The following is a 22,868-nucleotide window of genomic DNA, read 5'->3' as shown; positions in this document are numbered from 1 at the left end:
ATTGTCGCTTGCCGGCACCCGGCAAGACATATGAACACCTAACGCACGGCAAGCGAAACCCGCACCGCGGTAACATAAGCCTCCCCGCAAGCGCCAGCGAAACTCTCACCATGGCAACATAAGCCTCCCCGCAAGCGCCAGCGAAACTCTCACCATGGCAACATAAGCCTCCCCGCAAGCGCCGGCGAAACTCTCACCATGGCAACATACGCTTCCCCGCAAGCGCCAGCGAAACTCCCACCATGGCGACCTAAACCGTGGCTACTAACGCGCCCGGCGGCCAAAGACCACGGCGGCAAACCCCAGCAGCAGCGTCAGCACCCACAACGGCCAGTCGCCAAAGCGTGCATAAGGCGTCAGTCCGGTTGTCGGCGTTACGCGCGTGCTTAACACGTCGCGGGTAAACTGCGGCAGCATCGCTTCGATGGCGCCATCGGCGCCGATCACCGCGGTAATACCGTTATTGGTACTGCGCAACAATGGCCGCCCCAGTTCCAGCGCGCGCATGCGCGCCATCTGGAAATGCTGCCAGGGGCCGATGGAATGACCGAACCACGCGTCATTGGAAATGGTCAACAGGAAATCGGTATCCGGCCGGAAGTTATCCCGCACCTGCGAGCCGAGCACGATTTCATAACAAATGGCCGCAGTCAGCTTCATGCCGGCAACGCTCAGCTGCGGCTGGATATAATTGCCGCGGCTGAATGACGACATCGGCAGATTGAACAGCGGCGCCAGGGGGCGCAGCAGGCTTTCCAGCGGCACAAATTCACCGAACGGCACCAGATGATGCTTGGCATAACGATTCGGGCTGGGGTAGCGGTAAGGCGTTTGCTCCCCCAGTACCAGGATACTGTTAAAATAATTATAGCCCGACGCTGTCCTGCGGGTGTCGATAATGCCGGTGACCAGGCTGGTGCGCTCTTCACGCAACAGCGCATCCAACTCGGTCAGGAACGGCCCCTGGGCGGTTTCGTCATCCGGTATGGCCGATTCCGGCCAAATCACCATCTGCGCCTTGCCCAGGAACGGACGGGTATGGCCTAGGTACACGTCAAGCGTCGGCCGTACCTGGTCGGGTTCCCATTTCAGCGATTGGGCAATGTTACCTTGCACCATGGCCACAGTCACCGTCCTGGCATCCTGCGGGGCATACCAGTGCAGTCCGCGCAGCGGCCAGGGCAGCAACAGCACCGCCAGCGCGCAAATGCCGGCCAGGGGGGCGCGCAGCGCCACGGCGGCCACCGCCAGGCCGCTCGCGGCCATCAGGAAAAAGGTCATGGACTCGACGCCGAACAGCGGCGCCAGCCCCTTCAGGGGGCCGTCGATTTGCGTATAGCCGAACTGCAGCCACGGCAGGCCGGTCATCACCCAGCCGCGCAGGAATTCCGTCACCTGCCACAGCACCGGCGCGCCAACCGCCAGCCGCCACAGCGAGGTGCGCGGCCAGATGCGCGCCAGCACGCCGCTAAACAGCATCGGATATAGCGCCAGGTACGCCGCCAGCAGGGCCACCAGGCCGATATTCACCGGGACGGGCAGCCCGCCGAACTGGTCGATACTGACATAAATCCAGCGCATGCCGGTGCCGAACAGCCCAAAGCCCCAGAAAAAACCGAGCCAGGCGGACTGCCGCACCGTGCGGTTAAGGGTCACCGCCAGCAACCCGGCCAGCGAGACTAACGCCGCCGGCCAAAAGTCATAAGGTGAAAACGCCAGGGTACCGCAGGCGCCGGTCAATAACGCCAGCAACGCACGTACCCACTGGCGCTCAAGTCGCAATGCGCTCGCCATGTAAGGTTTATTCTTCCATTATCGGTTGGGGTGAGTCGTCGGGGATTTTAACATGAACCTGGATGATACGCCGACTGTCGGCCATGGCGACCTTAAAAATATAACCATCTATTTCAATGGTTTCACCACGGGCCGGCAGATGGCCGAAGGCTTGCATCACCAGTCCGCCGATGGTGTCCACTTCTTCGTCGCTGAAGTGGGTGCCGAAGGTTTCGTTAAAATCCTCAATCGGCGTCAGCGCGCGGATGGTGAAGGTATGGCGGTTAAGCTGGCGGATATCCCGGTCTTCCTCGTCATCATATTCATCCTCGATTTCGCCGACGATCAGCTCCAGGATGTCTTCAATGGTGACCAGGCCGGAAACGCCGCCGAACTCGTCAATCACAATGGCCATATGGTAGCGCTGGGACCGGAACTCCTTCAGCATGCGATCGACGCGTTTACTTTCCGGCACCACCACGGCGGGGCGCAACACTTTATCCATACTGAACGGCTGCGAATCGCTGAGCATAAACGGCAGCAGATCCTTGGCCATCAGGATCCCCTCGATGTGATCCTTGTCTTCGCTTATCACCGGGAAACGGGAATGCGCGGATTCAATGATCACATCCAGGCACTCTTCCAGCGACTGGTTGTTTTTCAGGGTCACGATTTGGGAACGCGGGATCATGATATCGCGTACGCGCTGCTCGGCGATATCCATAACGCCTTCGAGCATATCGCGGGTATCGGGATCAATCAGCTCGTTTTGTTCGGAATCACGGATAAGCTCCAGTAAATCATTGCGATTTTTTGGCTCGCCGTGAAACAGCTGATTAAGGATAAGGGTAAAAAAGCCCTTTTTGGGACTGGGGCTGTCGTTGCTTTGCGAATGGTCGTCGCTCATGGCGTTTAGTTAATTTCACTCGTAGTGGATAAATGGATCGTATAAACCGGCCCCGCTCCGGGGCCGGCGTCGTTTATCAGTCGTCTTTTTCGTTCAGATAGGGATCGGGATAACCTAACGCCTGCATGATGTCGGCCTCCAGCGCCTCCATTTCCTCGGCTTCCTCATCCTGGATATGATCATACCCTAGCAGATGCAGACAGCCGTGGACAACCATATGCGCCCAGTGCGCCTCCAGCGGCACGTCCTGTTCGCCGGCTTCCCGTTCCACCACCTGGCGGCAGATGATCAGGTCGCCGAGCAGGGGAAGCTCCACCTGTGGCGGGGCTTCAAAGGGAAACGATAGTACATTGGTCGGCTTGTCCATGCCGCGGTAGGTCAGGTTCAGCTCGTGGCTTTCCGCGTCGTCCACCAGGCGGATGGTGACCTCGGCCTCGTCCTGGAACTGCGGCAGCACGCCTTCCAGCCAGCGCATAAAGGTTGCTTCATCGGGCAAACCGGCCGGATCGGCGCAGGCTACCTGTAAATCAAGGATGACGCCGCTCATTTGGCCGGCTCCTGGTTATCGCCGGCGGCCGGCGGGATATTCCCGTGGTAAGCGGCCTGCGCTTCACGCCGGCGCTGTTCGCCCAACGCGTCTTTACGCTTTTGATCGGCCGCTTCCCAGGCTTCATACGCCACCACGATGCGCGCCACCACGGGATGGCGCACCACGTCCTCGCTATGGAAGAAGTTGAAGCTGATTTCCTCTACGTCGGCCAGCACTTCGATGGCGTGCCGCAGGCCTGATTTCGCATTGCGCGGCAGGTCGATCTGGGTGATATCGCCGGTAATGACCGCTTTGGAATTAAAACCGATGCGCGTCAGGAACATCTTCATCTGCTCGATGGTGGTGTTCTGGCTTTCATCCAGGATGATAAAGGCGTCATTCAGGGTGCGACCGCGCATATAGGCCAGCGGAGCGACTTCAATCACGTTGCGTTCAATCAGTTTCTCAACCCGCTCGAAGCCCAGCATTTCGAACAGCGCGTCATACAGCGGACGCAGGTACGGGTCGACCTTCTGGCTGAGATCGCCGGGCAGGAAACCGAGTTTTTCACCGGCCTCCACCGCCGGGCGGGTCAGCATGATGCGGCGTATTTCCTGGCGCTCCAGCGCATCCACCGCCGCGGCCACCGCCAGGTAGGTTTTACCCGTACCGGCCGGACCGACGCCAAAGGTAATATCATGATCGAGTATATGGGCGATATACTGCGCCTGGTTTGGCGTACGGGGTTTGATAACGCCCCGCTTGGTCTGGATATGCACCGCTTTGCCGAAGTCCGGCACGCTTTCGGCGGTTTGCTCCAGCACCCGGCTCTCTTTGATGGCCAGGTGGATTTTTTCCGGCTCGATATCGGCGACAACACCGCGCACCGGAGCCGTGTCCACGTACAGCGTCAGCAGGATATTGGCGGCGGCTTCCACGCACAGCGGTTTGCCGACCAGTTTGAAAACGTTGTCGCGACGATTGATTTCAATGCCCAACCGGCGCTCAAGTTGTTTGATATTGTCATCGAACGGCCCGCAGAGGCTCATTAAGCGCTTATTGTCCGCAGGCTCCAGCATGATTTCTTTAGTGTCGACGTTCAAACTTTTCCTCTGGGCCTTTCAGGCCATGTTAGGGAGTAGATTATGGCTGACCATGTTCATAAATGAAGGAAACCGTCACCAGCGTCAAGGACGCGGATCATTAAATTAATATTGGGGCACGATAAGTGAAAAGCAACCGGAGGAGAAAAGGCAGAACCGGGCGGCGGGGGAGGCCGCCCGTTAACGGGCAGGGAGGGTATCACGGCTGGAAGGTCCCGACGCCGAGTTCATTCTCTTTGCGGGTGCGCGCAATCACCGAGGCCGGGCTTTCGCTCACGCGCAGGCCCATTTGATCTTCGGTGCGCACGACCACGCCGCGCAGCGAGTTCGGATTGACATCGACGATCTCGACATCGACAAACTTGCCGATCATGTCCGGCGTGCCTTCAAAGTTCACCACGCGGTTATTTTCAGTACGGCCGGCCAACTCCATCACGCTTTTGCGCGAGGTGCCCTCCACCAGGATGCGCTGGACCGTGCCCATCATCTGGCGACTGAACTGCATCGCCTGCTGAATGATGCGTTGCTGCAGTATATGCAGCCGCTGCTTTTTCTCGTCTTCGCCGACATCGTCCACCATATCCGCCGCCGGCGTGCCGGGACGCGCGGAGTAGATAAAACTGTAGCTGGTATCGAAATTAACGTCGGCGATAAGCTTCATGGTCTGCTCGAAGTCGGCCTGGGTTTCCCCGGGGAAACCGATGATAAAATCGGAACTCACCTGGATGCCGGGACGCGCTTTGTGCAGTTTGCGGATGATGGATTTATATTCCAGCGCCGTATGGGCGCGTTTCATCATGGTCAGGATGCGATCGGAACCGCTTTGCACCGGCAAATGCACAAAGCTGACCAGCTCCGGCGTGTCGCGGTAGACGTCGATGATATCGTCGGTGAATTCAATCGGGTGGCTGGTGGTGAAACGCACGCGATCGATGCCGTCGATGGCCGCCACCAGGCGCAGCAGTTCGGCAAAGGTGCAGATATCGCCCTCGAAGCTGGCGCCGCGGTAGGCGTTGACGTTCTGCCCCAGCAGGTTGACCTCGCGCACGCCCTGGGACGCCAGTTGGGCTATCTCGAACAGGATATCGTCGCAGGGACGGCTGACTTCCTCGCCGCGGGTATAGGGCACCACGCAAAACGAGCAGTACTTGTTGCAGCCTTCCATGATGGAGACAAACGCGGTGGGGCCCTCGGCGCGCGGTTCCGGCAGCCGGTCGAATTTTTCGATTTCGGGGAAGCTGATATCCACCACCGGGCTGCGCGTGCCGCGCACGTGGTTGATCATTTCCGGCAAGCGGTGCAGGGTCTGCGGCCCGAAGATAATATCGACATAATGGGCGCGCTCGCGGATATGCGCGCCTTCCTGGGAGGCCACGCAGCCGCCGACGCCGATGATCAAATCCGGATTGGCTTCTTTCAGCGCCCGCCAGCGGCCCAGTTGATGGAATACCTTCTCCTGCGCCTTTTCACGAATGGAACAGGTGTTGAGCAGCAACACGTCCGCTTCTTCGGCGTTATCCGTCAACTGGTAGCCGTGGGTGCTATCCAGCAAGTCGGCCATCTTCGATGAATCGTACTCGTTCATCTGACAGCCCCAGGTTTTGATATGCAGTTTTTTTGTCATCGGCTTGCCATTACTTGATGCATTATTTTAGGGTGCGAAAAAGCCCTTCGGCTCATGCAGGGCGCGTATTGTAATCCTTTGGCGTGGTTGTGACCAGAGGGCTGAGCCTTCGCTCCTCTTTCATAATGAAAAATTGCGGTACACTAAGCAAATGTTTAATCACAGACACAAGCATAGCCGAGATGAACACAAACGAAATAGCCTATGATGCGGTGGTGGCGGGGGGCGGCATGGTCGGTGCCCTGGCGGCGTTAATGCTGGCGCAGGGCGGTATACGGGTGCTGGTGCTGGACCATGCCCGGCTGGCGGAGCCCCGGCCGGATGCCCCGCCTGATTTGCGCGTTTCGGCTATCAGCTGCGCGTCGGCGGCGTTGTTGCGCCGCGTGGGCGCGTGGGACCGTATCGATTCCCATGTCCGCGTACCCTACCGCCGCCTGGAAACCTGGGAATGGGCGCAGTCCCAGGTCACCTTCGACGCCGCGGCGCTGCATTTGCCGGAACTCGGCTTTATGGTGGAAAACATCCGGCTGCAGCGGGCGCTGTGGCAGGCCTGCGCCGACTGCGGCAATCTGACGCTGCGCGCGCCGGCCGCCCTGGCGAAAATGCGTTATGACGGCGGCAACTGGCGCCTGACGCTTGATAACGGCGAAACGGTTGGCGCCCGGCTCCTGATCGGCGCCGACGGCGCCCGGTCCAACGTACGGCAATGGGCGGGCATCGGCACCGTCGGTTGGCAATATCGCCAGTCGTGTATGCTGATAACCGTCGCATGCCCGTACGGCCAGCAGGATGTCACCTGGCAGGAATTTACCCCCGACGGTCCCCGGGCGTTTTTACCGCTCTACGATAACTGGGCGTCGCTGGTGTGGTATGACAGCGCGGCGCGTATCCGCCAGCTGCAGGCCCTGCCGCCGGCGGCCCTGGAGCGCGAGGTGCTGGCCGTCTTTCCCACCCGCCTGGGCGCGGTGAAGGTGCACGCCGCGGGCGCTTTTGCGCTGGTGCGCAGCCATGCCAGGGACTATGTCCGGCCGGGCCTGGCGCTGATCGGCGATGCGGCGCATACCATAAATCCGCTGGCGGGGCAGGGCGTAAACCTGGGCTTTCGCGACGCTGAAGCGCTGGCCGCGGTGGTGATTGGCGCGCGCGATCATGATGAACCCTGGGACGAGCTGCGCATCTTAAAGCGCTATCAGCATCGCCGTTACGGCGACAACCTGCTGATGCAAAGCGGCATGGATCTCTTCTATAGCGCCTTCAGCAACCGGCTGCCGCCGGTCCGGCTGGCGCGCAACCTCGGCCTGTTCCTGGCCCAGCGCGCCGGCCCGCTGAAAGTCCGGGCGCTGAAATATGCCCTGGGTCTCTGACTGGCGGTAGCGTCGGGCGTTGTCAGCAAAAAATGAGCAATATATTGCTCATTTTTTTTCATTTAAGATTTTTTTGAGCAAAATAATTGCCATTTTAAAAACGTTAGCGCTAAAAGAGCAAAACATTGCTCATTGAAGGTGTCCATGAAATTGACTATTGAAATTTTTGTCGAAGGAAGATGGCAGGACGCCGCGTCTATCACATTTTCCGAACCTGACCAAGGACGCGCGAGTTTAACGTTACTCGGTTACGCGTTTGATTATGCGCTGGAATTCATGGAACGGGATGATGAGCATGCCTGTAGTAGCAATTTGCCTGCGGTACTCATGGAAAACTACCGATCAAGGCCTGCCGTCAACCCAACAAGATAGCGCTCGGTTGCGGTCAGGCGTTCTTGCTCCCGTGGGAAATATGCGCATTAAGGAATCCTTAACCGATTTACCCGCGGTTAAACAAATTAATCAAATTCGGTTTACCGTACAGGATGTGGCCGAGCGGAATACTGATTTTTTAGAATACGCACAACAGATGGGCGCGGCGGGCGGTGGCGCCACTGGCGCTGGTGAGGAGGCGCCAAAACTATTATTACGTTGCTCCGCCAACAACGAAATCTGGATCGATACTTTTCAGGATGACGACCAAAATCCAGATCAATATCAGCCGTCGTACTCTATCCGATATCGAACGAGACCAGGGCAGCCAGTCGTTGTCGATATTAAACCGGGTATTTAAGCCGCTTGGCCTTAAGATAGGCTTATTGCCGCGCAGTCAGCATTTAATGCGCGCGCTGCTGCCAGGCGGACCAAAGGACGCTTAGGCGATCTTATCCGGCGGGCTTTTCATGCCGGACGGCACGGAAAACACCGCCTGCGCCTGCGCTTAAGCGATAATAGAGGCGTGGACAATCAGCCGGGATGGCGCTTTCCCCCGCATGTCCCGCTAAGCGCCGGGCCGGCCGGCGCAGGTGGGCGTTACATCGCCAGGATTTTCTCTTTTTGCACGCTGAATTCCTGATCGCTTAAAATGCCGCGTTCTTTCAGCGCCGCCAGTTTTTCCAACTGGGTGATCACGTCATATTGCGCACGGGTGCCCGCCGCCTGCCGCATCTGCGGCTGCTGGCTGAGCGTTTCCCGTGCGATATTCACCATATTGGTAAACGGGGTGACCGCGCCTTTCATCACATTCTCGATGGTATAGTTTTGACCTGTGGTGCTCAGGGTAATGCTGCCGGTCATCATCTTGGTGCGCCCGCTTACGGAAACCACGCTCGCCAGATCGACGAAAACCTGCTTCAGACCGTAAACCATGCCTTTATCCAGGAAAATAATCCGGTAGTTGGTCAGGGTAATCAGCCAGGTATTGCCGCCCATCAGGCCCGTTGCCACCGCCAGCGGTTTTTCATCGTCGGCCAGGATCGCCGGAAGATGGTAAAACTCTTTTTTGGTGCCGAAGGGCATATCGCCCACCAGCTTGGCCAGGCGCTTATATTCTATTTTCAACTCTTCAATACTTGCTGTTTTAAAGTTAATCATCATTGAGTCCCAATGAATAATGGTCAATTTATCATTTGATCGTGCTTGAATTTACCTTATGTAGCGCACCACCAAAGACGAGAACAGCTCCCTGAAACCTGCTTAATTAAACGACTAGCTCGGGCAACGATCTTTTTGTGAAAGGCCACATGCCGTTTCCCGCGCGAAATCGTCGGTGATTGTGCCCTTAACAATATGGCCGATACCATGATCTGGGATTACTTGCGCCGCGTTTAGTTGCAAAATAATTAGGATAATCCTGATTTTTTTGCTAACGCGCGGCGACGGGCTGATACCCTTTGCAAGGATGATCTGAAAGGAAGGGCAGAAGACACGCATAAAAAAAGCGGGGCGATGTCTTTCGACAATCGCCCCGCTTTTCGCTGCTTGCGCAGTCTTTGTATGGCTGGGGTACCAGGATTCGAACCTGGGGTGGCGGAATCAGAATCCGCTGCCTTACCGCTTGGCGATACCCCAAAAATGTGGTGGCTACGACGGGAATCGAACCTGTGACCCCAGCATTATGAGTGCTGTGCTCTAACCAGCTGAGCTACGTAGCCGAATTATACTTAAAAATTCGGGACTTACAATACTTTTTAAAAACTTTTTCAACTTTTTTTTGGCTGGGATACCAGGATTCGAACCTGGGGGTGGCGGGATCAAAACCCGCTGCCTTACCGCTTGGCTATATCCCAATCATCCAAACGTTTTTGCAACTTTTCCCGCTTGCAACCTCGCCCGGGCGAGGTTAATGGCTGGGGTACCAGGATTCGAACCTGGGAGTGGCGGGATCAAAACCCGCTGCCTTACCGCTTGGCTATACCCCATCCGCTGCGTAACCGAAATCATGGTGCGGGAGGCGAGACTTGAACTCGCACACCTTGCGGCGCCAGAACCTAAATCTGGTGCGTCTACCAATTTCGCCACTCCCGCAAAGTATGGTGGCTACGACGGGATTCGAACCTGTGACCCCAGCATTATGAGTGCTGTGCTCTAACCAGCTGAGCTACGTAGCCATCTTTCCGCGTGACCTTCATTCGGCGTTGCGGGGCGCATTATGCGTAGTTGCAGAAATCCAGTCAACACCTTTTTTCGGTAATCAGGCTTTGCGCATGCTGTTTGTCTGGCTTATGAGCAACCTGATGATAAAAACCGCATAAGGCCTGATTTTCCTATTCAAACAAATAAAAACCGGGCCGTAAAGGCCCGGTGAGTTTGATAATAACCCTAAGCTCAAAGCAGACATGTTAAAGGGCGCGCGGCCCATGGCGCGCCAGGCCCGCCAACGCTGAACTCAACCCAGACGAGTTCAAGGGAGAGCGTGCCAATGGGGTCGAATCGGGCGTGGTGTTCCCGCCCGACCGAGTGCCTCATGGCATGCCAGGTCCGCCAACGCTGAACTCAACCCGGACGTGTTCAAGGGAGAGCGTGCCAATGGGGTCGAATCGGGCGTGGTGTTCCCGACCGACCGAGCGCCCCATGGTGCGCTAGGCCCGCCAACACCGGACCTAACGCAGCCGTGTTCAAGGGAGAGCGTGCCAATGGGGTCCAATCGGGAGTGGTGTTCCCGCCCGACCGAGCGCCCCATGGTGCGCTAGGCCCGCCAACGCTGAACTCAACCCGGACGTGTTCAAGGGAGAGCGTGCCAATGGGGTCGAATCGGGCGTGGTTTTCCCGCCCGACCGAGTGCCTCATGGCATGCCAGGCCCGCCAACGCTGAACTCAACCCGGACGTGTTCAAGGGAGAGCGTGCCAATGGGGTCGAATCGGGCGTGGTGTTCCCGCCCGACCGAGCGCCCCATGGTGCGCTAGGCCCGCCAACGTCGAACTCAACACAAACGTGTTAAGGGAGAGAGAGCATGCCAATGGGATCGAATCGGGCGTAGTTTTCCCGCCCGACCGAGTGCCTCATGGCATGCCAGGCCCGCCAACACCGGACCTAACGCAGACATGTTAAAGGGAGAGCGTGCCGATAGCTTTAGTACGCGGACTGATGCACACCCACCGCCCGTCCCGACGGATCGTCCATATTTTTAAACGACTCATCCCATTCGATGGCCTTCGCCGAGGAACAGGCCACCGACGGACCTCCCGGCACACACTCCGCCGCGCTTGGCAACGGGAACAGCTCCGCGAAGATTTCCCGGTAAAAATAAGCCTCTTTAGACGTCGGCGTATTGTACGGGAAACGGAAATGCGCGTTAGCCAATTGCTGATCGGTAATCTGCTTGCCGGCCATTTCCTTCAGCGTGTCGATCCAGCTATAGCCCACACCGTCGGAAAACTGCTCTTTCTGCCGCCAGGCAATGCTTTCCGGCAGGTAGGACGCAAAACATTCGCGCAGTACATGCTTTTCAATTTTGCCGTGTCCGCACATTTTATCCTGCGGGTTAATACGCATCGCCACGTCAAGGAAGTTTTTATCCAGGAACGGCACGCGCGCCTCCACGCCCCAGGCGGACATCGCCTTATTGGCGCGCGCGCAGTCATACATATGCAGCGCCTGCAGCTTGCGCACCAGCTCTTCATGAAACTCTTTGGCGTTCGGCGCCTTATGGAAATAGAGATAACCGCCGAAAACCTCGTCGGCTCCCTCGCCAGACAACACCATCTTGATGCCCATCGCCTTAATTTTCCTCGACATCAGGTACATCGGCGTCGAGGCGCGGATGGTGGTGACATCATAGGTCTCGATATGGTAAATCACGTCGCGGATGGCATCCAGGCCTTCCTGCACGGTGAAATGCACTTCATGATGCACGGTACCCAGATGGGTAGCCACTTCCTTGGCGGCGCGCAGATCGGGCGAGCCTTCCAGGCCGACGGCAAAAGAGTGCAGCTGCGGCCACCAGGCCTCGCTGCGCGCGCCGTCTTCCACCCGCCGGGCGGCATACTTCTTGGTGATGGCGGAAATAACCGATGAATCCAGCCCGCCGGATAACAGCACGCCGTAAGGCACATCCGACATCAAATGACTTTTGACCGACTCTTCCAGCGCGTCGCGCAGCGCCGCTTTATCGGTAGTGTTGTCCTTCACGTTGTCATAAGAGAACCAATCGCGGGTGTAATATTCGCGGATTTCTCCGTCCTGGCTCCACAGATAACTTCCCGGGGGAAATTCCTTAATGCTCAGGCATACCGGCACCAGCGCCTTCATTTCCGACGCCACATACAGCGTGCCGTTTTCATCATGCCCCATATATAGCGGGATAATGCCCATATGGTCGCGGCCGATCAGGTAGGCGTCTTTCTCGGTATCATATAAAATGAAGGCGAACATACCGCGCAGATCGTCGAGGAAGGCCGGTCCTTTTTCCTGGTACAGGGCCAGGATCACTTCGCAGTCGGAACCGGTCTGGAACGCATAGCGGTCCCCCAGCTCCTGGCGCAGCGCCTGATGGTTATAAATTTCGCCATTCACCGCCAGCACATGGGTATGCGCGGCGTTATATAAGGGTTGCGCGCCGGTATTGACGTCGACGATGGACAGGCGTTCATGGGCCAGGATGGCCTGGTCGCTGGCAAACACTCCCGACCAGTCGGGACCGCGATGACGCATCAGGCGCGACATTTCCAGCGCGGTTTTACGCAGTTCGCTCGGATCCGATTGCAAATCCAGTACACCAAAAATAGAACACATTCTCTTTTCCTTAGGCCGGTCTCGGGGCTAATGCTTTGCTGTTGACATCGATTTAGCACTAAAATGACACCATTATTCAAGATCAATCAATGAAAAAAGCCATGCTGCTGGTGATAATTCATTTTTAAGCGGCTAATTATCAATAATCATCAATAAAAGAAGGAAAAACACCGGCAAATTTGACCGATCGTAAATGCAATAAAACCCGATGACCCGGCAATCAGCTGTTTTCCAGCAGGCGCTGGAGCAATACGCCGTTAAGCATCGCGCGCTTGACCAGCGCAAAGGCGCCGATGGCGGAGCCGTGATCCAGCGCGGAAATCACCACCGGCAGATTTTGGCGAAAACCGTTCAGTACCTGATTATCGATACAGCGCTGCACCGCCGGCAGCAACACCTTATGGGCTTCGGTAATCTCACCGGCCAGCACCACTTTTTGCGGATTGAACAGGTTAATGGCGATGGCCACCGCTTTGCCCAGGTGATGACCCACCTGCTCGATAACCTCGCAGGCCAGCGTATCGCCGCGATTGGCGGCTTTGCAAATGGCGCCGATCTGGCAATTATCCAGCGTCAGCCTGCTGGGGTAGCCCTGGTCGAGCAGGTGGCGCACCCGCTTTTCAATGGCGCCGTTGGCGGCGATGGTTTCCAGGCAGCCGAAATTGCCGCAATGGCAGCGCTCGCCCAGCGGGTCGACCTGGATATGGCCGATTTCCCCCACGTTACCGTTGCTGCCGAGAAAAATCTGGCCGTTGACCAGGATCCCGGCGCCGGTGCCGCGGTGCAAACGAACCAAAATGGAATCCGCGCAGTCCTGTGTTGCACCAAAATAGTGCTCCGCCAGCGCCAGACTGCGAATATCGTGGCCGACAAAAGCGGTAAGATGAAAGCGTTTTTGCAAATTTTCCACCAGCGGCCAGGCGCTCACGCTGATATGCGGCATATAACGCACCACCCCGGAATACGGATCCACCAGGCCCGGCAGGATCACCGAAATGGCGATGAGCTCCCGGGATTTACGCTGGATCTGCTCCAGGAAACGCGCGATGGCGCTGAACAGCGCCGCTTCCAGCGCCTGCTGCGTGGTTTCCGGCAGCGGGGTGAATTCTTCGTACAGTGATTTGCCGGTCAGATCGTAGAGGGTGATGGTGGTGTCATGGCGACCGAGACGCACGCCAATCGCCTGGAAGGCGCGGGTTTCGGCGACGATGGAGATGGCGCGCCGGCCGCCGGTGGAAGCCTGCTGGTCCACCTCGCGGATCAGTCCCCGCTCCAGCAGCTGACGGGTGATTTTGGTGATGCTGGCCGGCGCCAGCTGGCTTTGTTCGGCAATCTGGATGCGCGAAATCGGCCCCGACATATCGATCAGGCGGTACACCGCAGCGCTGTTGAGCTGTTTGACCAGGTCAACGTTTCCTATCGGGGCGTGTCCGCCTGGGGTCATCGGTTTATTACTCGCTCATCAGAGAACTTCGTCGCCATTAACGATAGTCCTGGTTATCCGGTAATCGCGGGTGAACGCCGTCAGGTTAGCCACCTTGCCTGCCTGCAAGGTACCCAACTGCGCCGCCACGCCCAGGGCCTGGGCCGGGTAAAGGGTCGCCATGCGCAATGCTTCATCCAGCGCGATACCGGCGAATTCCACGCTGTTGCGCACCGCTTCAATCATCGTCAGCGCCGAACCGCTCAGGGTGCCGTTTTCATCCAGACACAGGCCGTCCCGGTAGTATATTGTTTTACCGGCAAAAATGAACCGATCAATCTGGTTATCGGCGCCGGCGGGCGCGGTGGCGTCGGTGACCAGCACCAGTTTATCGCCCTTGATGCGTTTGGTGTTGCGAATATTGGCGTAGTTGACGTGCAGTCCGTCGGCGATGATGCCGCAATAGAGCGACGGCGTGTCGTAAATTGCGCCGATAAGCCCGGGCTCGCGTCCGGTAAGGGGCGGCATGGCGTTGAACAGATGGGTGGCGAAGCCGATGCCGGCGGCAAAACCCGCTTTCGCCTCATCATAGGTGGCGTTGGAATGACCGGCCGACACCATGATGCCCGCCTGGCTCAGCCGGCGGATAATCCCGGCGTCGACCTGTTCCGGCGCCAGGGTCAACTGGGCGATGACATCGGCGTTGGCGCACAGGTAATCCACCATTTCCGGCGAGGGCTTGCGCATTAGCGCCGGATCGTGCGTGCCTTTTTTTATCGGATTCAGGTAAGGCCCTTCCAGGTGCAGGCCCAATGCCTGGTGCTTATGCTGCGCCAGAAATGCGCGCATCACCTCGACGGCGCGGCGCATAAACGCATCGGTGCTGGTAATCAGGGTGGGCAAAAAGCTGGTGCAGCCCGATTTGACATTGGCGCGCTGCATGATTTCCAGCGTTTCCACCGTCAGGGCGTCCAGGGAATCATTGAACTGCACGCCGCCGCAGCCGTTAAGCTGCAGGTCGATAAATCCCGGGGCCAGGATGGCGCCGTCGAGATCGCGCCGCTCAATATCCGCCGGCAGCGAATCCAGCGGGCAGACCGCGTCGATTGCCCCGTCATTGATGATTACCGCATGATGTTCAAGGACTTGGAGACCGGTAAAGATCCGGCCATTGGTAAATGCGTACATCGTTCGCTCCCGGTTATCAATCAGCTGTTTTTCAGGCTCAGGGTACTGGCGGCTTCCAGTTCGCGGAAATATTTTACCGTCTTCACTTTCAGCTCCATGGTGGAGGGTTCGTCGCACACCATCACCGCTTTAGCATGAAGCTGCAGGCAACTTATTGTCCACATATGATTCACGTTGCCTTCCACTGCCGCCTGCAGCGCCAGCGCTTTGTTGTGGCCGATGACCAGGATCATCACTTCTTCGGCGTCCAGCAGTGTGCCGACGCCGACGGTCAGGGCAAAACGCGGCACCTGCTCGATATCATTGTCAAAGAAACGGGAATTGGCCCGGCGGGTTTCCAGCGTCAGGGTCTTGACGCGGGTGCGCGACGCCAGGGAGGAGGCGGGTTCGTTAAAGGCGATATGCCCGTCATTGCCGACGCCGCCCATAAACAGATGGATCTTGCCGTACGACTTGATTTTTTCTTCGTAGCGGCGACATTCCGCGTCGATATCATCGGCGTTGCCGTTGAGCAGATTGATGTTTTCCCGCGGAATATTCACGTGATCGAAGAAATTGCGATGCATAAAGGTGTAATAGCTTTCCGGATGGGCGGCGGGCAGGCCGACGTACTCATCCATGTTAAACGTCACCACGTGCTCGAAGCTGACCTGGCCCGCTTTATGCATCTGAATAAGATATTTGTAGGCTTCCAACGGCGTGCTGCCGGTGGGCAGTCCGAGAATAAAAGGGCGTGCGGCGGTGGGTTTGAAGGCATTGATGCGCTCGACGATATGACGAGCGGCCCATTTGCCGACGTCGGCGGCGGTTTCTAACGGAATAAGTCTCATGACTGACCTCTTTAATAGATAAAAACGGGTGTCCGCAACGGTGTTAACAGTATAACGTTAGCGCGCAGGCATTACATAGCGGGAGCCAGGGCGCTCTGACCGCACGGCAAAAGTATAAGCTGATTATTCGCGATGCAAAATAAGTTTGACATATTTAGTAGAATAAGTCACAAATCTTACCGGTTCAAGGTGATTCTAATCACATAATACCGGTAATTAATTTGCGTTGAAAATTAAACTTTCTACACTGCGTATGAGCAGCTTCGTCAGGCGCGGTTTTCGCAGGCAAGGGTTAGACAGCCTACATTGTGGGTTGATCGATAAGGTCAAAAGGGGAATCAAGGTGAATATACTCAGTTATCTTCAAAAAATAGGCCGCGCGTTGATGGTGCCGGTGGCAACGTTGCCCGCCGCCGCCATCCTGATGGGCGTCGGTTACTGGATCGACCCGGTGGGCTGGGGCGGCGGCAGCGCCTGGGCGGCCTTCTTTATCAAGGCCGGATCGGCGATTATAGAAAATATGTCGGTGTTGTTCGCCGTCGGCGTGGCCTACGGCATGTCCAAGGACAAAGACGGCGCGGCGGCCTTATCCGGCCTGGTCGGCTTTCTGGTGGTCACCACGCTGTGCGCGCCGGCTTCCGTGTCGATGATCCAGCATATTCCCCTGGCCGATGTGCCCGCGGCCTTCGGTAAAATCAATAACCAGTTTGTCGGCATCCTGGTGGGGATTATCTCCGCCGAGCTGTACAACCGCTTCAGCCATGTCGAGCTGACCAAGGCGCTGTCGTTCTTCAGCGGACGGCGGCTGGTGCCGATCCTGGTGTCCTTCGTCATGATCCTGGTGGCCTTTATCCTGATGTACGTTTGGCCGCTGGTGTTTAACGCCCTGGTATCGTTCGGCGAGCATATCCAGCAGCTCGGTTCGGTGGGGGCCGGTATCTACGCCTTCTTTAACCGGCTGTTAATCCCGGTGGGATTACACCACGCGCTGAACTCGGTGTTCTGGTTCGACGTGGCCGGCATCAACGACATACCCAAATTTTTCGGCGGCCAGCAGTCCATTGACGCGGGCACCGCCATCGTCGGTATTACCGGGCGTTACCAGGCCGGATTCTTCCCGATCATGATGTTCGGCCTGCCGGGCGCCGCCCTGGCCATTTATCAATGCGCCCGTCCGGAAAACAAAAGCAAGGTGGCCGGGATCATGATTGCCGGCGCGTTTGCCGCCTTTTTTACCGGGATCACCGAACCGCTGGAATTTTCCTTTATGTTCGTGGCGCCGGTACTGTATTTCCTGCATGCCCTGTTAACCGGGCTGTCGGTATTCATCGCCGCGCAAATGCATTGGATGGCGGGGTTTGGTTTCAGCGCCGGCCTGGTGGATATGGTGCTTTCCTCGCGCAATCCGCTGGCGGTCCATTGGTATATGCTGATCCCGCAGGGACTGGTGTTCTTTGTTATTTACTACCTGGTGTTCCGTTTTACCATCAAACGCTTCAACCTGCTGACTCCTGGGCGTGAACTGGCGGTCGCCGGCGACGAAAGCGACGGCTATAACGTCGACGTCGAACCGGCCATGGCCACCACCAGGTCCGGTGAAACCCAGGCGCTGGCCCGCCGTTACATCAGCGCGGTGGGCGGCTCGGAAAACCTGACCGGCATTGACGCCTGTATCACTCGTCTGCGGCTGAACGTGAAGGATTCGTCGCTGGTCAACGATTCCCTGGCAAAAAATCTCGGCGCCCAGGGCGTTATCCGTCTTAATAAGGAAAGCGTGCAGGTGATTGTCGGCACCCGAGCCGAAATTATCGCCGGCGCCATGCGTACCGTGCTGGCCGAAGGGCCGGTCGCGGCGTCGCGCTCCGTTTCCCAACCCGCGGCGGTGCAGCCGGCCGCGGTGGTTCATGAGCCGGTGGCGCGGCCGGTGGTGGTTAGCCTGACGTCGCCGATAACCGGTGATATCGTACCCTTGGATCAGGTGCCGGACGAAGCCTTCGCCAGCAAAGCGGTGGGTGACGGCGTCGCCATCCGCCCGACCGGGAAACTGGTGCTGTCGCCGGCTAACGGCACCTTGGTCAAGGTCTTCGGCACCCATCACGCGTTCTGCCTGGAAACCGACGCCGGCGCCGAAGTGATTGTGCATATCGGCATTGATACCGTCGGACTGCAGGGACAGGGTTTTACGTCCCTGGTGGAAGAGGGCAGCAAGGTCACCCAGGGGCAGCCGATATTGGAGCTGGATCTGGACTATCTCAATGCCAATGCCCGCTCGATGATAAGCCCGGTGGTGATCAGCAATATGGATGAGTTTGGCGCCATTACCGCTATCGCCAGCGGCGCGGTGGTCGCAGGCGTAACACCGCTGCTGGATGTTACCGCCAAATAAGGCCGCCCTCGTTACCCGGCTCCGGCGCGGTTCGCGCGCCGGTGTCCGTTTCTCCCCGACACGGCGTTTTTCCCCCGATTCTGTTCCCGGTTATCCTCCGGCGCAGTTGCGCCTATGCTAATATAGCCTCCCGGTTACCCAGCCTGTCCGTCAGGGCGACAGGACGGCCGCGGCACCGCGCCCGGCGCCATAAGAATTTCTGCAACTAACGGTTGTGTCGGGACGTGGCTTGTTGGAACATAAGCATAATGAATGTCGTGCGTTCGCGTAGAGGAAATGCAATATGAGTGAGGCAGAAGCCCGCCCAACTAATTTTATTCGTCAAATAATTGATGAAGATTTGGCAACCGGTAAGCACCATTCGGTGCATACCCGTTTTCCGCCGGAGCCTAACGGCTATCTGCATATCGGCCATGCCAAGGCCATTTGCCTGAATTTCGGCATCGCCCAGGATTACCAGGGCCAATGCAATCTGCGCTTCGACGATACCAACCCGGTGAAAGAAGATATAGAATTCGTCGATTCAATCAAAGAAGACGTGCAGTGGCTTGGTTTTAAATGGAGCGGCAATATCCATTACTCCTCCGATTATTTCGATCAGCTGCATGCCTATGCCATCGAGCTTATCAATAAAGGGTTGGCTTATGTGGATGAGCTTTCACCCGACGCCATTCGCGAATACCGCGGCAACCTCACCACGCCCGGCCGGAACAGTCCGTTTCGCGATCGCTCGGTCGAGGACAACCTGGCGCTGTTTACCATTATGCGCAACGGCGGTTTCCCCGAGGGCAGCGCCTGCCTGCGGGCTAAAATCGATATGGCCTCGCCGTTTATGGTGATGCGCGATCCGGTGCTGTACCGCATTAAATTTGCCGAACACCATCAAACCGGTTCGAAGTGGTGCATCTATCCGATGTATGACTTCACCCACTGTATTTCCGACGCCCTCGAAGGCATCACCCATTCGCTGTGTACCCTGGAGTTCCAGGATAACCGCCGTTTATATGACTGGGTGCTGGACAATATCACTATCGACTGCCATCCCCGTCAGTATGAATTTTCGCGCCTCAATCTTGAATACGCCATTATGTCCAAGCGCAAGCTGACCCAACTGGTGGCGGAGAATATTGTCGAGGGCTGGGACGACCCGCGCATGCCGACCATCTCCGGCCTGCGGCGCCGTGGTTATACCGCCGCGTCCATTCGTGAATTCTGCCGGCGCATCGGCGTCACCAAACAGGAAAACAACGTGGAAATCGCCGCGCTGGAAGCCTGTATCCGTGAAGATCTCAATGAAACCGCGCCGCGCGCCATGGCGGTGATCGATCCGGTAAAACTGGTGATAGAAAACCTGCCGGCCGGGCACGAGGAAACCGTGACCATGCCGACGCATCCCAATAAACCCGAGATGGGCGAGCGCCAGGTGGCTTTTAGCCGCGAGATTTATATCGATCGGGCGGATTTTCGCGAGGAAGCCAACAAACAGTACAAGCGCCTGGTGCTGGGCAAGGAAGTGCGCCTGCGCAACGCCTATGTGATCAAGGCGGAGCGTATCGACAAGGATGAGCAGGGCGAGATCAGCGTCATTTACTGCACCTATGATCCGGAGACCCTGAGCAAGGACCCGGCGGATGGGCGCAAGGTGAAAGGGGTGATTCATTGGGTCTCGGCGACCCACGGCGTCCCCGCCGAGTTTCGTTTATACGATCGCCTGTTCAGCGACCCTAACCCCGCCTCGGCGGATGATTTCCTCGCGACGCTGAACCCGGAGTCGCTGGTCATCAAACAAGGCTTTGTGGAGGCCAGCGCGCTTGAGGCGCTGCCGGGCAAGCCCTACCAGTTTGAACGCGAAGGGTATTTCTGCGCCGACAGCCGCTATTTCAGCGTGGAAAAACCGGTGTTTAACCGCACCGTAGGCCTGCGCGATACCTGGACCAAAACCGCCGTTTGACGCCGCGCCGGCGCCGCGGTATCGACCGCGGCGCTGCGTGCGACGCGTAGCCTAACCGGCGGCGCACGCCGCCTGCGCGACCCGAAGTCCCAGCCTGGCGGCGCCGATGGCGCCGTTAAACGCCGACGAGGACGCTTTGGCAAAAATGATTTCCTCATAGGGCAACGGCTTGCGAATAAAGTCGCCGGCCCTGGCAATCAGCCGATCGTAGGGGAAATCCACCATATCCATCACGCCGCCCCCCAGCAGGATATGATCGGGATCAAACAGGTTTACGCCGGTGGCAATCGCCTTGGCCGCCGTGTCGATAAAGCCGGTAATATAGCTATCGCCATGGGCGCAGGTGAAAATATCGGACAGCGCGTAGTCATGCGCCGCGCCGTGATACCATCGCGCCAGCGCCACGCCTGAACAGGCGGTTTCCAGGCAGCCTGTATTACCGCAGCCGCAGCGCGCGCCGTCATCGCCCAGGGGAATGTGCCCCAGTTCGCCGGCCACGCCATGCGCGCCGACATAAGGCGCGCCGTTGAGCCAAATGGCAAACCCGAACCCGGTGCCAAGATAACATCCCAGCACCAGCTTATCCCCCAGGCGCTGCTCGCTCACGTCATAAAACAGCTGCAGGTTTACGTCACGCTCAAAGGCCACCGGGCATTGCAGGCGCCGCTCCAGTTCTGCCGCCAGATCCACAAATTCGCGGGTGGCGCAGGGCAGGTTGGGCGTGGACATGATGGTTTTCCTGTCCCGGGCTATGGACGCGGGAAAGCCAATCATCACTGCGGCGACCCCGGCGCCGCGCTGGACGAGAAAGCGGCCGATAAAAGCCGACAATCCTTCCGCCAGGCCGCTTTCCACTACCGGCAGAGTGCGCTCTTTCGCCGTGACCAGTACCTGGCCATCGGGCGATAACAAACAGATGCGGATATGGGTGGCGCCCATATCCACGCCGACTATCACCAACCGCCTGTTTTTCATCTTAGCTGGCCTCCTTCCGCGCGTCCTGGATTTGGTCGGTCATCATTTTCCACGCCTGGTGGATATCCGGCGCATTATTAAACAGGCCGGAAGAACCGACGATAAAGACATCCGCGCCCGCCGCGATCAGCGAACGGTAGGTGCGCTGGTTGCATGAACCGTCAATTTCAATTTCATACCGCAAACCGTGGCTCTCGCGGTATGCCTTGAGCTGGCCTATTTTTTCCAGCATTTCGGTGATAAACGGCTGGCCGGCAAAACCGGGATCGACGGTCATGACGGTAATTTTGTCCGCCAGATGGATATAATATTTCATCATCTCCACCGACGATTCAGGATTGAGTATCAATCCCACGCCCAATCCCAGGGACCTGATCTTCTCAATAAGCCGAAAGGCCTGGCCGGACAAGGTTTCCGGATGAAGGGTAATCATGCCGGCGCCCGCCTTCGCCAGGCTGTCGATATAATCTTCCGGATGGGTGACCATTAAATGGCAATCCAGGGGCTTACTGGCGAGGCGCTTGACCTGCTCGACAAAAAACGGCGACAGCGTCAGATTGGGCACAAAATGCCCGTCCATGATATCGATATGGATATAATCCGCATGACGATCGATAAATTCAATTTGCTCTTTAAACTTTAATAAATCCATGCACATTAAAGAAGGGGATATCTTCATATCGGTTACCTATTTACTGATAAGTCGATCTAAAGCCACGGCGGCGATAATCAATCCCCCCATGACAACTAATTGGTAATACGTTTGCACCTGAAGAATATTAAGGCCATTGTTAATCGTGCCAATAATTAAACCACCAATTACCACCGAGAATATTCGTCCCTTGCCGCCAAAAAAACTGGTGCCGCCGATAATGGCGCTGGCGATGGCATAGGTCTCAAAGCCAATGCCGGCCAAAGGCTCGGCCGCGCCCAAGCGCGCGGTGGATACCACGCCGGCGAGCCCGGCGCAGATGCCGGAAATAATAAACACTACCAGCATATGGAATTTAACGTCGATACCGGAAAAAAATGCCGAATTCTTGTTGCCGCCCAGGGCGTAAATATTTCTGCCAAGCCGGGTGCGCGCGGTAATAAACCACAGGATAACCGCAATGATCAAAGCAAAAATCACCGGTACCGGAATACCCAGCACGCTGCCGGCAAAGAAGTTAACAAAGCCGAATGAGAAGCCGTACACCGAGTTGGCATCGGAAATGACCAGGGTGATGCCGCGAAAAATAGCGTTGGTGCCGAGGGTAATAATAAAGGGATGCAGGCCGGTCCAGTTAACCAGGCAACCGTTGATGGCGCCCAATAGCCCGCCGACCACCACCCCGCCAATCAGCGCGGCGGAGACCGGGTCAAGACCCGCCAGCATCAGCTTGGCGGTCACCATGCCCGACAAGGCCAGGATAGCCCCCACCGACAGGTCGATGCCCGCCACCAGGATGGCGAAAAACTCGCCCATGCCGATCAAGACCGTTACCGAACTCTGTACCAGGATCTGGGTAATATTGTTGGTTTTCAGAAAATATTCACTGGATATAGAGCCGAATATGGCAACAATAATCGCCAGGATAAAAAACGTGCCGTACTGATCCCAGAATTTCTGGAAGTTAAAGGTGGCCTTCTCCATTTTTAT

General features: G+C 57.3%; 17 protein-coding genes and 6 tRNA genes. 4 read left to right on the top strand and 19 right to left on the bottom strand.

Going from position 1 to position 22,868, the window contains the following annotated elements; genetic code table 11:
- Positions 1 to 264: 264 nt before the first annotated feature.
- From lnt to miaB, 5 genes are all read right to left on the bottom strand, one after another.
- Positions 265 to 1,794, bottom strand: coding sequence for an apolipoprotein N-acyltransferase (gene lnt / locus ACL2XN_RS10630; protein ID WP_413730762.1), 1,530 nt, complete (start codon positions 1,792 to 1,794; stop codon positions 265 to 267).
- A 7-nt stretch (positions 1,795 to 1,801) separates the two neighbouring features.
- Positions 1,802 to 2,680: a CNNM family magnesium/cobalt transport protein CorC gene (corC, locus tag ACL2XN_RS10625; RefSeq protein WP_410016087.1), complete on the bottom strand. Its 879-nt coding sequence runs from the start codon at positions 2,678 to 2,680 to the stop codon at positions 1,802 to 1,804.
- Between the two features lie 76 nt (positions 2,681 to 2,756).
- On the bottom strand, positions 2,757 to 3,227 hold the full coding sequence (ybeY, locus tag ACL2XN_RS10620; protein WP_410016086.1) for an rRNA maturation RNase YbeY: 471 nt from the start codon (positions 3,225 to 3,227) through the stop codon (positions 2,757 to 2,759).
- Complete coding sequence (locus tag ACL2XN_RS10615; RefSeq protein WP_410016085.1) at positions 3,224 to 4,312, bottom strand: PhoH family protein; 1,089 nt, start codon at positions 4,310 to 4,312, stop codon at positions 3,224 to 3,226. The genes ybeY and ACL2XN_RS10615 overlap by 4 nt, the downstream gene beginning before the upstream one ends.
- A 199-nt stretch (positions 4,313 to 4,511) precedes the next feature.
- Positions 4,512 to 5,936, bottom strand: coding sequence for a tRNA (N6-isopentenyl adenosine(37)-C2)-methylthiotransferase MiaB (gene miaB / locus ACL2XN_RS10610; RefSeq protein ID WP_410016084.1), 1,425 nt, complete (start codon positions 5,934 to 5,936; stop codon positions 4,512 to 4,514).
- Positions 5,937 to 6,118: 182 nt separating this feature from the next.
- On the opposite strand from miaB, the gene ubiF reads away from it, so the two are divergent.
- Both ubiF and ACL2XN_RS10600 read left to right on the top strand, forming a co-directional pair.
- The gene (gene ubiF, locus ACL2XN_RS10605) at positions 6,119 to 7,300 is read left to right on the top strand and encodes a 3-demethoxyubiquinol 3-hydroxylase (protein WP_413730761.1); all 1,182 of its coding nucleotides are present in this window, start codon (positions 6,119 to 6,121) and stop codon (positions 7,298 to 7,300) included.
- Between the two features lie 295 nt (positions 7,301 to 7,595).
- Positions 7,596 to 8,033: a hypothetical protein gene (locus ACL2XN_RS10600; protein ID WP_413730760.1), complete on the top strand. Its 438-nt coding sequence runs from the start codon at positions 7,596 to 7,598 to the stop codon at positions 8,031 to 8,033.
- A gap of 239 nt (positions 8,034 to 8,272) precedes the next feature.
- Here ACL2XN_RS10600 and ACL2XN_RS10595 read toward each other — a convergent pair whose 3' ends face one another.
- The 11 genes from ACL2XN_RS10595 to nagB all read right to left on the bottom strand — a co-directional run bounded on the left by ACL2XN_RS10595 (position 8,273) and on the right by nagB (position 15,914).
- On the bottom strand, positions 8,273 to 8,836 hold the full coding sequence (locus ACL2XN_RS10595) for a PH domain-containing protein (protein WP_410016080.1): 564 nt from the start codon (positions 8,834 to 8,836) through the stop codon (positions 8,273 to 8,275).
- 400 nt (positions 8,837 to 9,236) lie between these two features.
- Positions 9,237 to 9,310 (bottom strand) — tRNA-Gln (locus ACL2XN_RS10590).
- A gap of 6 nt (positions 9,311 to 9,316) precedes the next feature.
- Positions 9,317 to 9,393, bottom strand: a tRNA-Met gene (locus ACL2XN_RS10585).
- Between the two features lie 60 nt (positions 9,394 to 9,453).
- Positions 9,454 to 9,528: transfer RNA gene (locus tag ACL2XN_RS10580), tRNA-Gln, on the bottom strand.
- 57 nt (positions 9,529 to 9,585) lie between these two features.
- A tRNA-Gln gene (locus ACL2XN_RS10575) sits at positions 9,586 to 9,660 on the bottom strand.
- 21 nt (positions 9,661 to 9,681) lie between these two features.
- Positions 9,682 to 9,766, bottom strand: a tRNA-Leu gene (locus tag ACL2XN_RS10570).
- A 6-nt stretch (positions 9,767 to 9,772) separates the two neighbouring features.
- Positions 9,773 to 9,849, bottom strand: a tRNA-Met gene (locus tag ACL2XN_RS10565).
- A gap of 962 nt (positions 9,850 to 10,811) precedes the next feature.
- Positions 10,812 to 12,473 (bottom strand): asparagine synthase B, encoded by a 1,662-nt coding sequence (gene asnB / locus ACL2XN_RS10560; protein ID WP_410016079.1) that lies wholly within the window; start codon positions 12,471 to 12,473, stop codon positions 10,812 to 10,814.
- Between the two features lie 220 nt (positions 12,474 to 12,693).
- Positions 12,694 to 13,917: a DNA-binding transcriptional regulator NagC gene (gene nagC, locus ACL2XN_RS10555; protein WP_410016078.1), complete on the bottom strand. Its 1,224-nt coding sequence runs from the start codon at positions 13,915 to 13,917 to the stop codon at positions 12,694 to 12,696.
- Positions 13,918 to 13,935: 18 nt separating this feature from the next.
- Positions 13,936 to 15,084, bottom strand: a complete 1,149-nt coding sequence (gene nagA, locus ACL2XN_RS10550; RefSeq protein ID WP_413722298.1) for an N-acetylglucosamine-6-phosphate deacetylase — start codon at positions 15,082 to 15,084, stop codon at positions 13,936 to 13,938.
- Positions 15,085 to 15,104: 20 nt separating this feature from the next.
- Positions 15,105 to 15,914 carry a glucosamine-6-phosphate deaminase gene (gene nagB, locus ACL2XN_RS10545; RefSeq protein WP_413722299.1) on the bottom strand — a complete coding sequence of 270 codons (810 nt, stop codon included), beginning with the start codon at positions 15,912 to 15,914 and terminating at the stop codon, positions 15,105 to 15,107.
- A gap of 343 nt (positions 15,915 to 16,257) precedes the next feature.
- Between nagB and nagE the strand changes: the two genes are divergently transcribed.
- Together nagE and glnS are read left to right on the top strand one after the other, a co-directional pair.
- Positions 16,258 to 18,300 carry an N-acetylglucosamine-specific PTS transporter subunit IIBC gene (gene nagE, locus ACL2XN_RS10540; protein WP_413730759.1) on the top strand — a complete coding sequence of 681 codons (2,043 nt, stop codon included), beginning with the start codon at positions 16,258 to 16,260 and terminating at the stop codon, positions 18,298 to 18,300.
- A gap of 283 nt (positions 18,301 to 18,583) precedes the next feature.
- Positions 18,584 to 20,251, top strand: a complete 1,668-nt coding sequence (gene glnS / locus ACL2XN_RS10535) for a glutamine--tRNA ligase (protein ID WP_410016074.1) — start codon at positions 18,584 to 18,586, stop codon at positions 20,249 to 20,251.
- Between the two features lie 51 nt (positions 20,252 to 20,302).
- On the opposite strand, the gene alsK is transcribed toward glnS, so the two are convergent.
- The 3 genes from alsK to alsC are packed head-to-tail and all read right to left on the bottom strand — an operon-like array spanning position 20,303 to position 22,862.
- Positions 20,303 to 21,226, bottom strand: a complete 924-nt coding sequence (gene alsK / locus ACL2XN_RS10530; protein ID WP_413730758.1) for an allose kinase — start codon at positions 21,224 to 21,226, stop codon at positions 20,303 to 20,305.
- A 1-nt stretch (position 21,227) separates the two neighbouring features.
- Positions 21,228 to 21,905, bottom strand: coding sequence for a D-allulose 6-phosphate 3-epimerase (alsE, locus tag ACL2XN_RS10525; protein WP_410016072.1), 678 nt, complete (start codon positions 21,903 to 21,905; stop codon positions 21,228 to 21,230).
- A gap of 9 nt (positions 21,906 to 21,914) precedes the next feature.
- Positions 21,915 to 22,862, bottom strand: a complete 948-nt coding sequence (gene alsC / locus ACL2XN_RS10520; RefSeq protein WP_410016071.1) for a D-allose ABC transporter permease — start codon at positions 22,860 to 22,862, stop codon at positions 21,915 to 21,917.
- Between the last annotated feature and the right edge of the window lie 6 nt (positions 22,863 to 22,868).

Source organism: Sodalis sp. RH22 (genome assembly GCF_047324165.1).
In the GTDB taxonomy this organism is placed as follows: domain Bacteria; phylum Pseudomonadota; class Gammaproteobacteria; order Enterobacterales; family Enterobacteriaceae; genus Acerihabitans.
The sequence above is the reverse complement of the archived record's forward strand: the minus strand, read 5'-3'. Positions and strand labels throughout refer to the sequence as shown.

Coding starts and splice junctions, on each gene's coding strand:
- ACL2XN_RS10600 (WP_413730760.1), top strand. CDS start 7,596: ATGCCTGTAGTAGCAATTTGCCTGCGGTACTCATGGAAAACTACCGAT.
- miaB (WP_410016084.1), bottom strand. CDS start 5,936: ATGACAAAAAAACTGCATATCAAAACCTGGGGCTGTCAGATGAACGAG.
- alsK (WP_413730758.1), bottom strand. CDS start 21,226: ATGAAAAACAGGCGGTTGGTGATAGTCGGCGTGGATATGGGCGCCACC.
- nagB (WP_413722299.1), bottom strand. CDS start 15,914: ATGAGACTTATTCCGTTAGAAACCGCCGCCGACGTCGGCAAATGGGCC.
- lnt (WP_413730762.1), bottom strand. CDS start 1,794: ATGGCGAGCGCATTGCGACTTGAGCGCCAGTGGGTACGTGCGTTGCTG.
- glnS (WP_410016074.1), top strand. CDS start 18,584: ATGAGTGAGGCAGAAGCCCGCCCAACTAATTTTATTCGTCAAATAATT.
- ACL2XN_RS10595 (WP_410016080.1), bottom strand. CDS start 8,836: ATGATGATTAACTTTAAAACAGCAAGTATTGAAGAGTTGAAAATAGAA.
- asnB (WP_410016079.1), bottom strand. CDS start 12,473: ATGTGTTCTATTTTTGGTGTACTGGATTTGCAATCGGATCCGAGCGAA.
- alsE (WP_410016072.1), bottom strand. CDS start 21,905: ATGAAGATATCCCCTTCTTTAATGTGCATGGATTTATTAAAGTTTAAA.
- alsC (WP_410016071.1), bottom strand. CDS start 22,862: ATGGAGAAGGCCACCTTTAACTTCCAGAAATTCTGGGATCAGTACGGC.
- ubiF (WP_413730761.1), top strand. CDS start 6,119: ATGAACACAAACGAAATAGCCTATGATGCGGTGGTGGCGGGGGGCGGC.
- ybeY (WP_410016086.1), bottom strand. CDS start 3,227: ATGAGCGGCGTCATCCTTGATTTACAGGTAGCCTGCGCCGATCCGGCC.
- nagA (WP_413722298.1), bottom strand. CDS start 15,084: ATGTACGCATTTACCAATGGCCGGATCTTTACCGGTCTCCAAGTCCTT.
- corC (WP_410016087.1), bottom strand. CDS start 2,680: ATGAGCGACGACCATTCGCAAAGCAACGACAGCCCCAGTCCCAAAAAG.
- nagC (WP_410016078.1), bottom strand. CDS start 13,917: ATGACCCCAGGCGGACACGCCCCGATAGGAAACGTTGACCTGGTCAAA.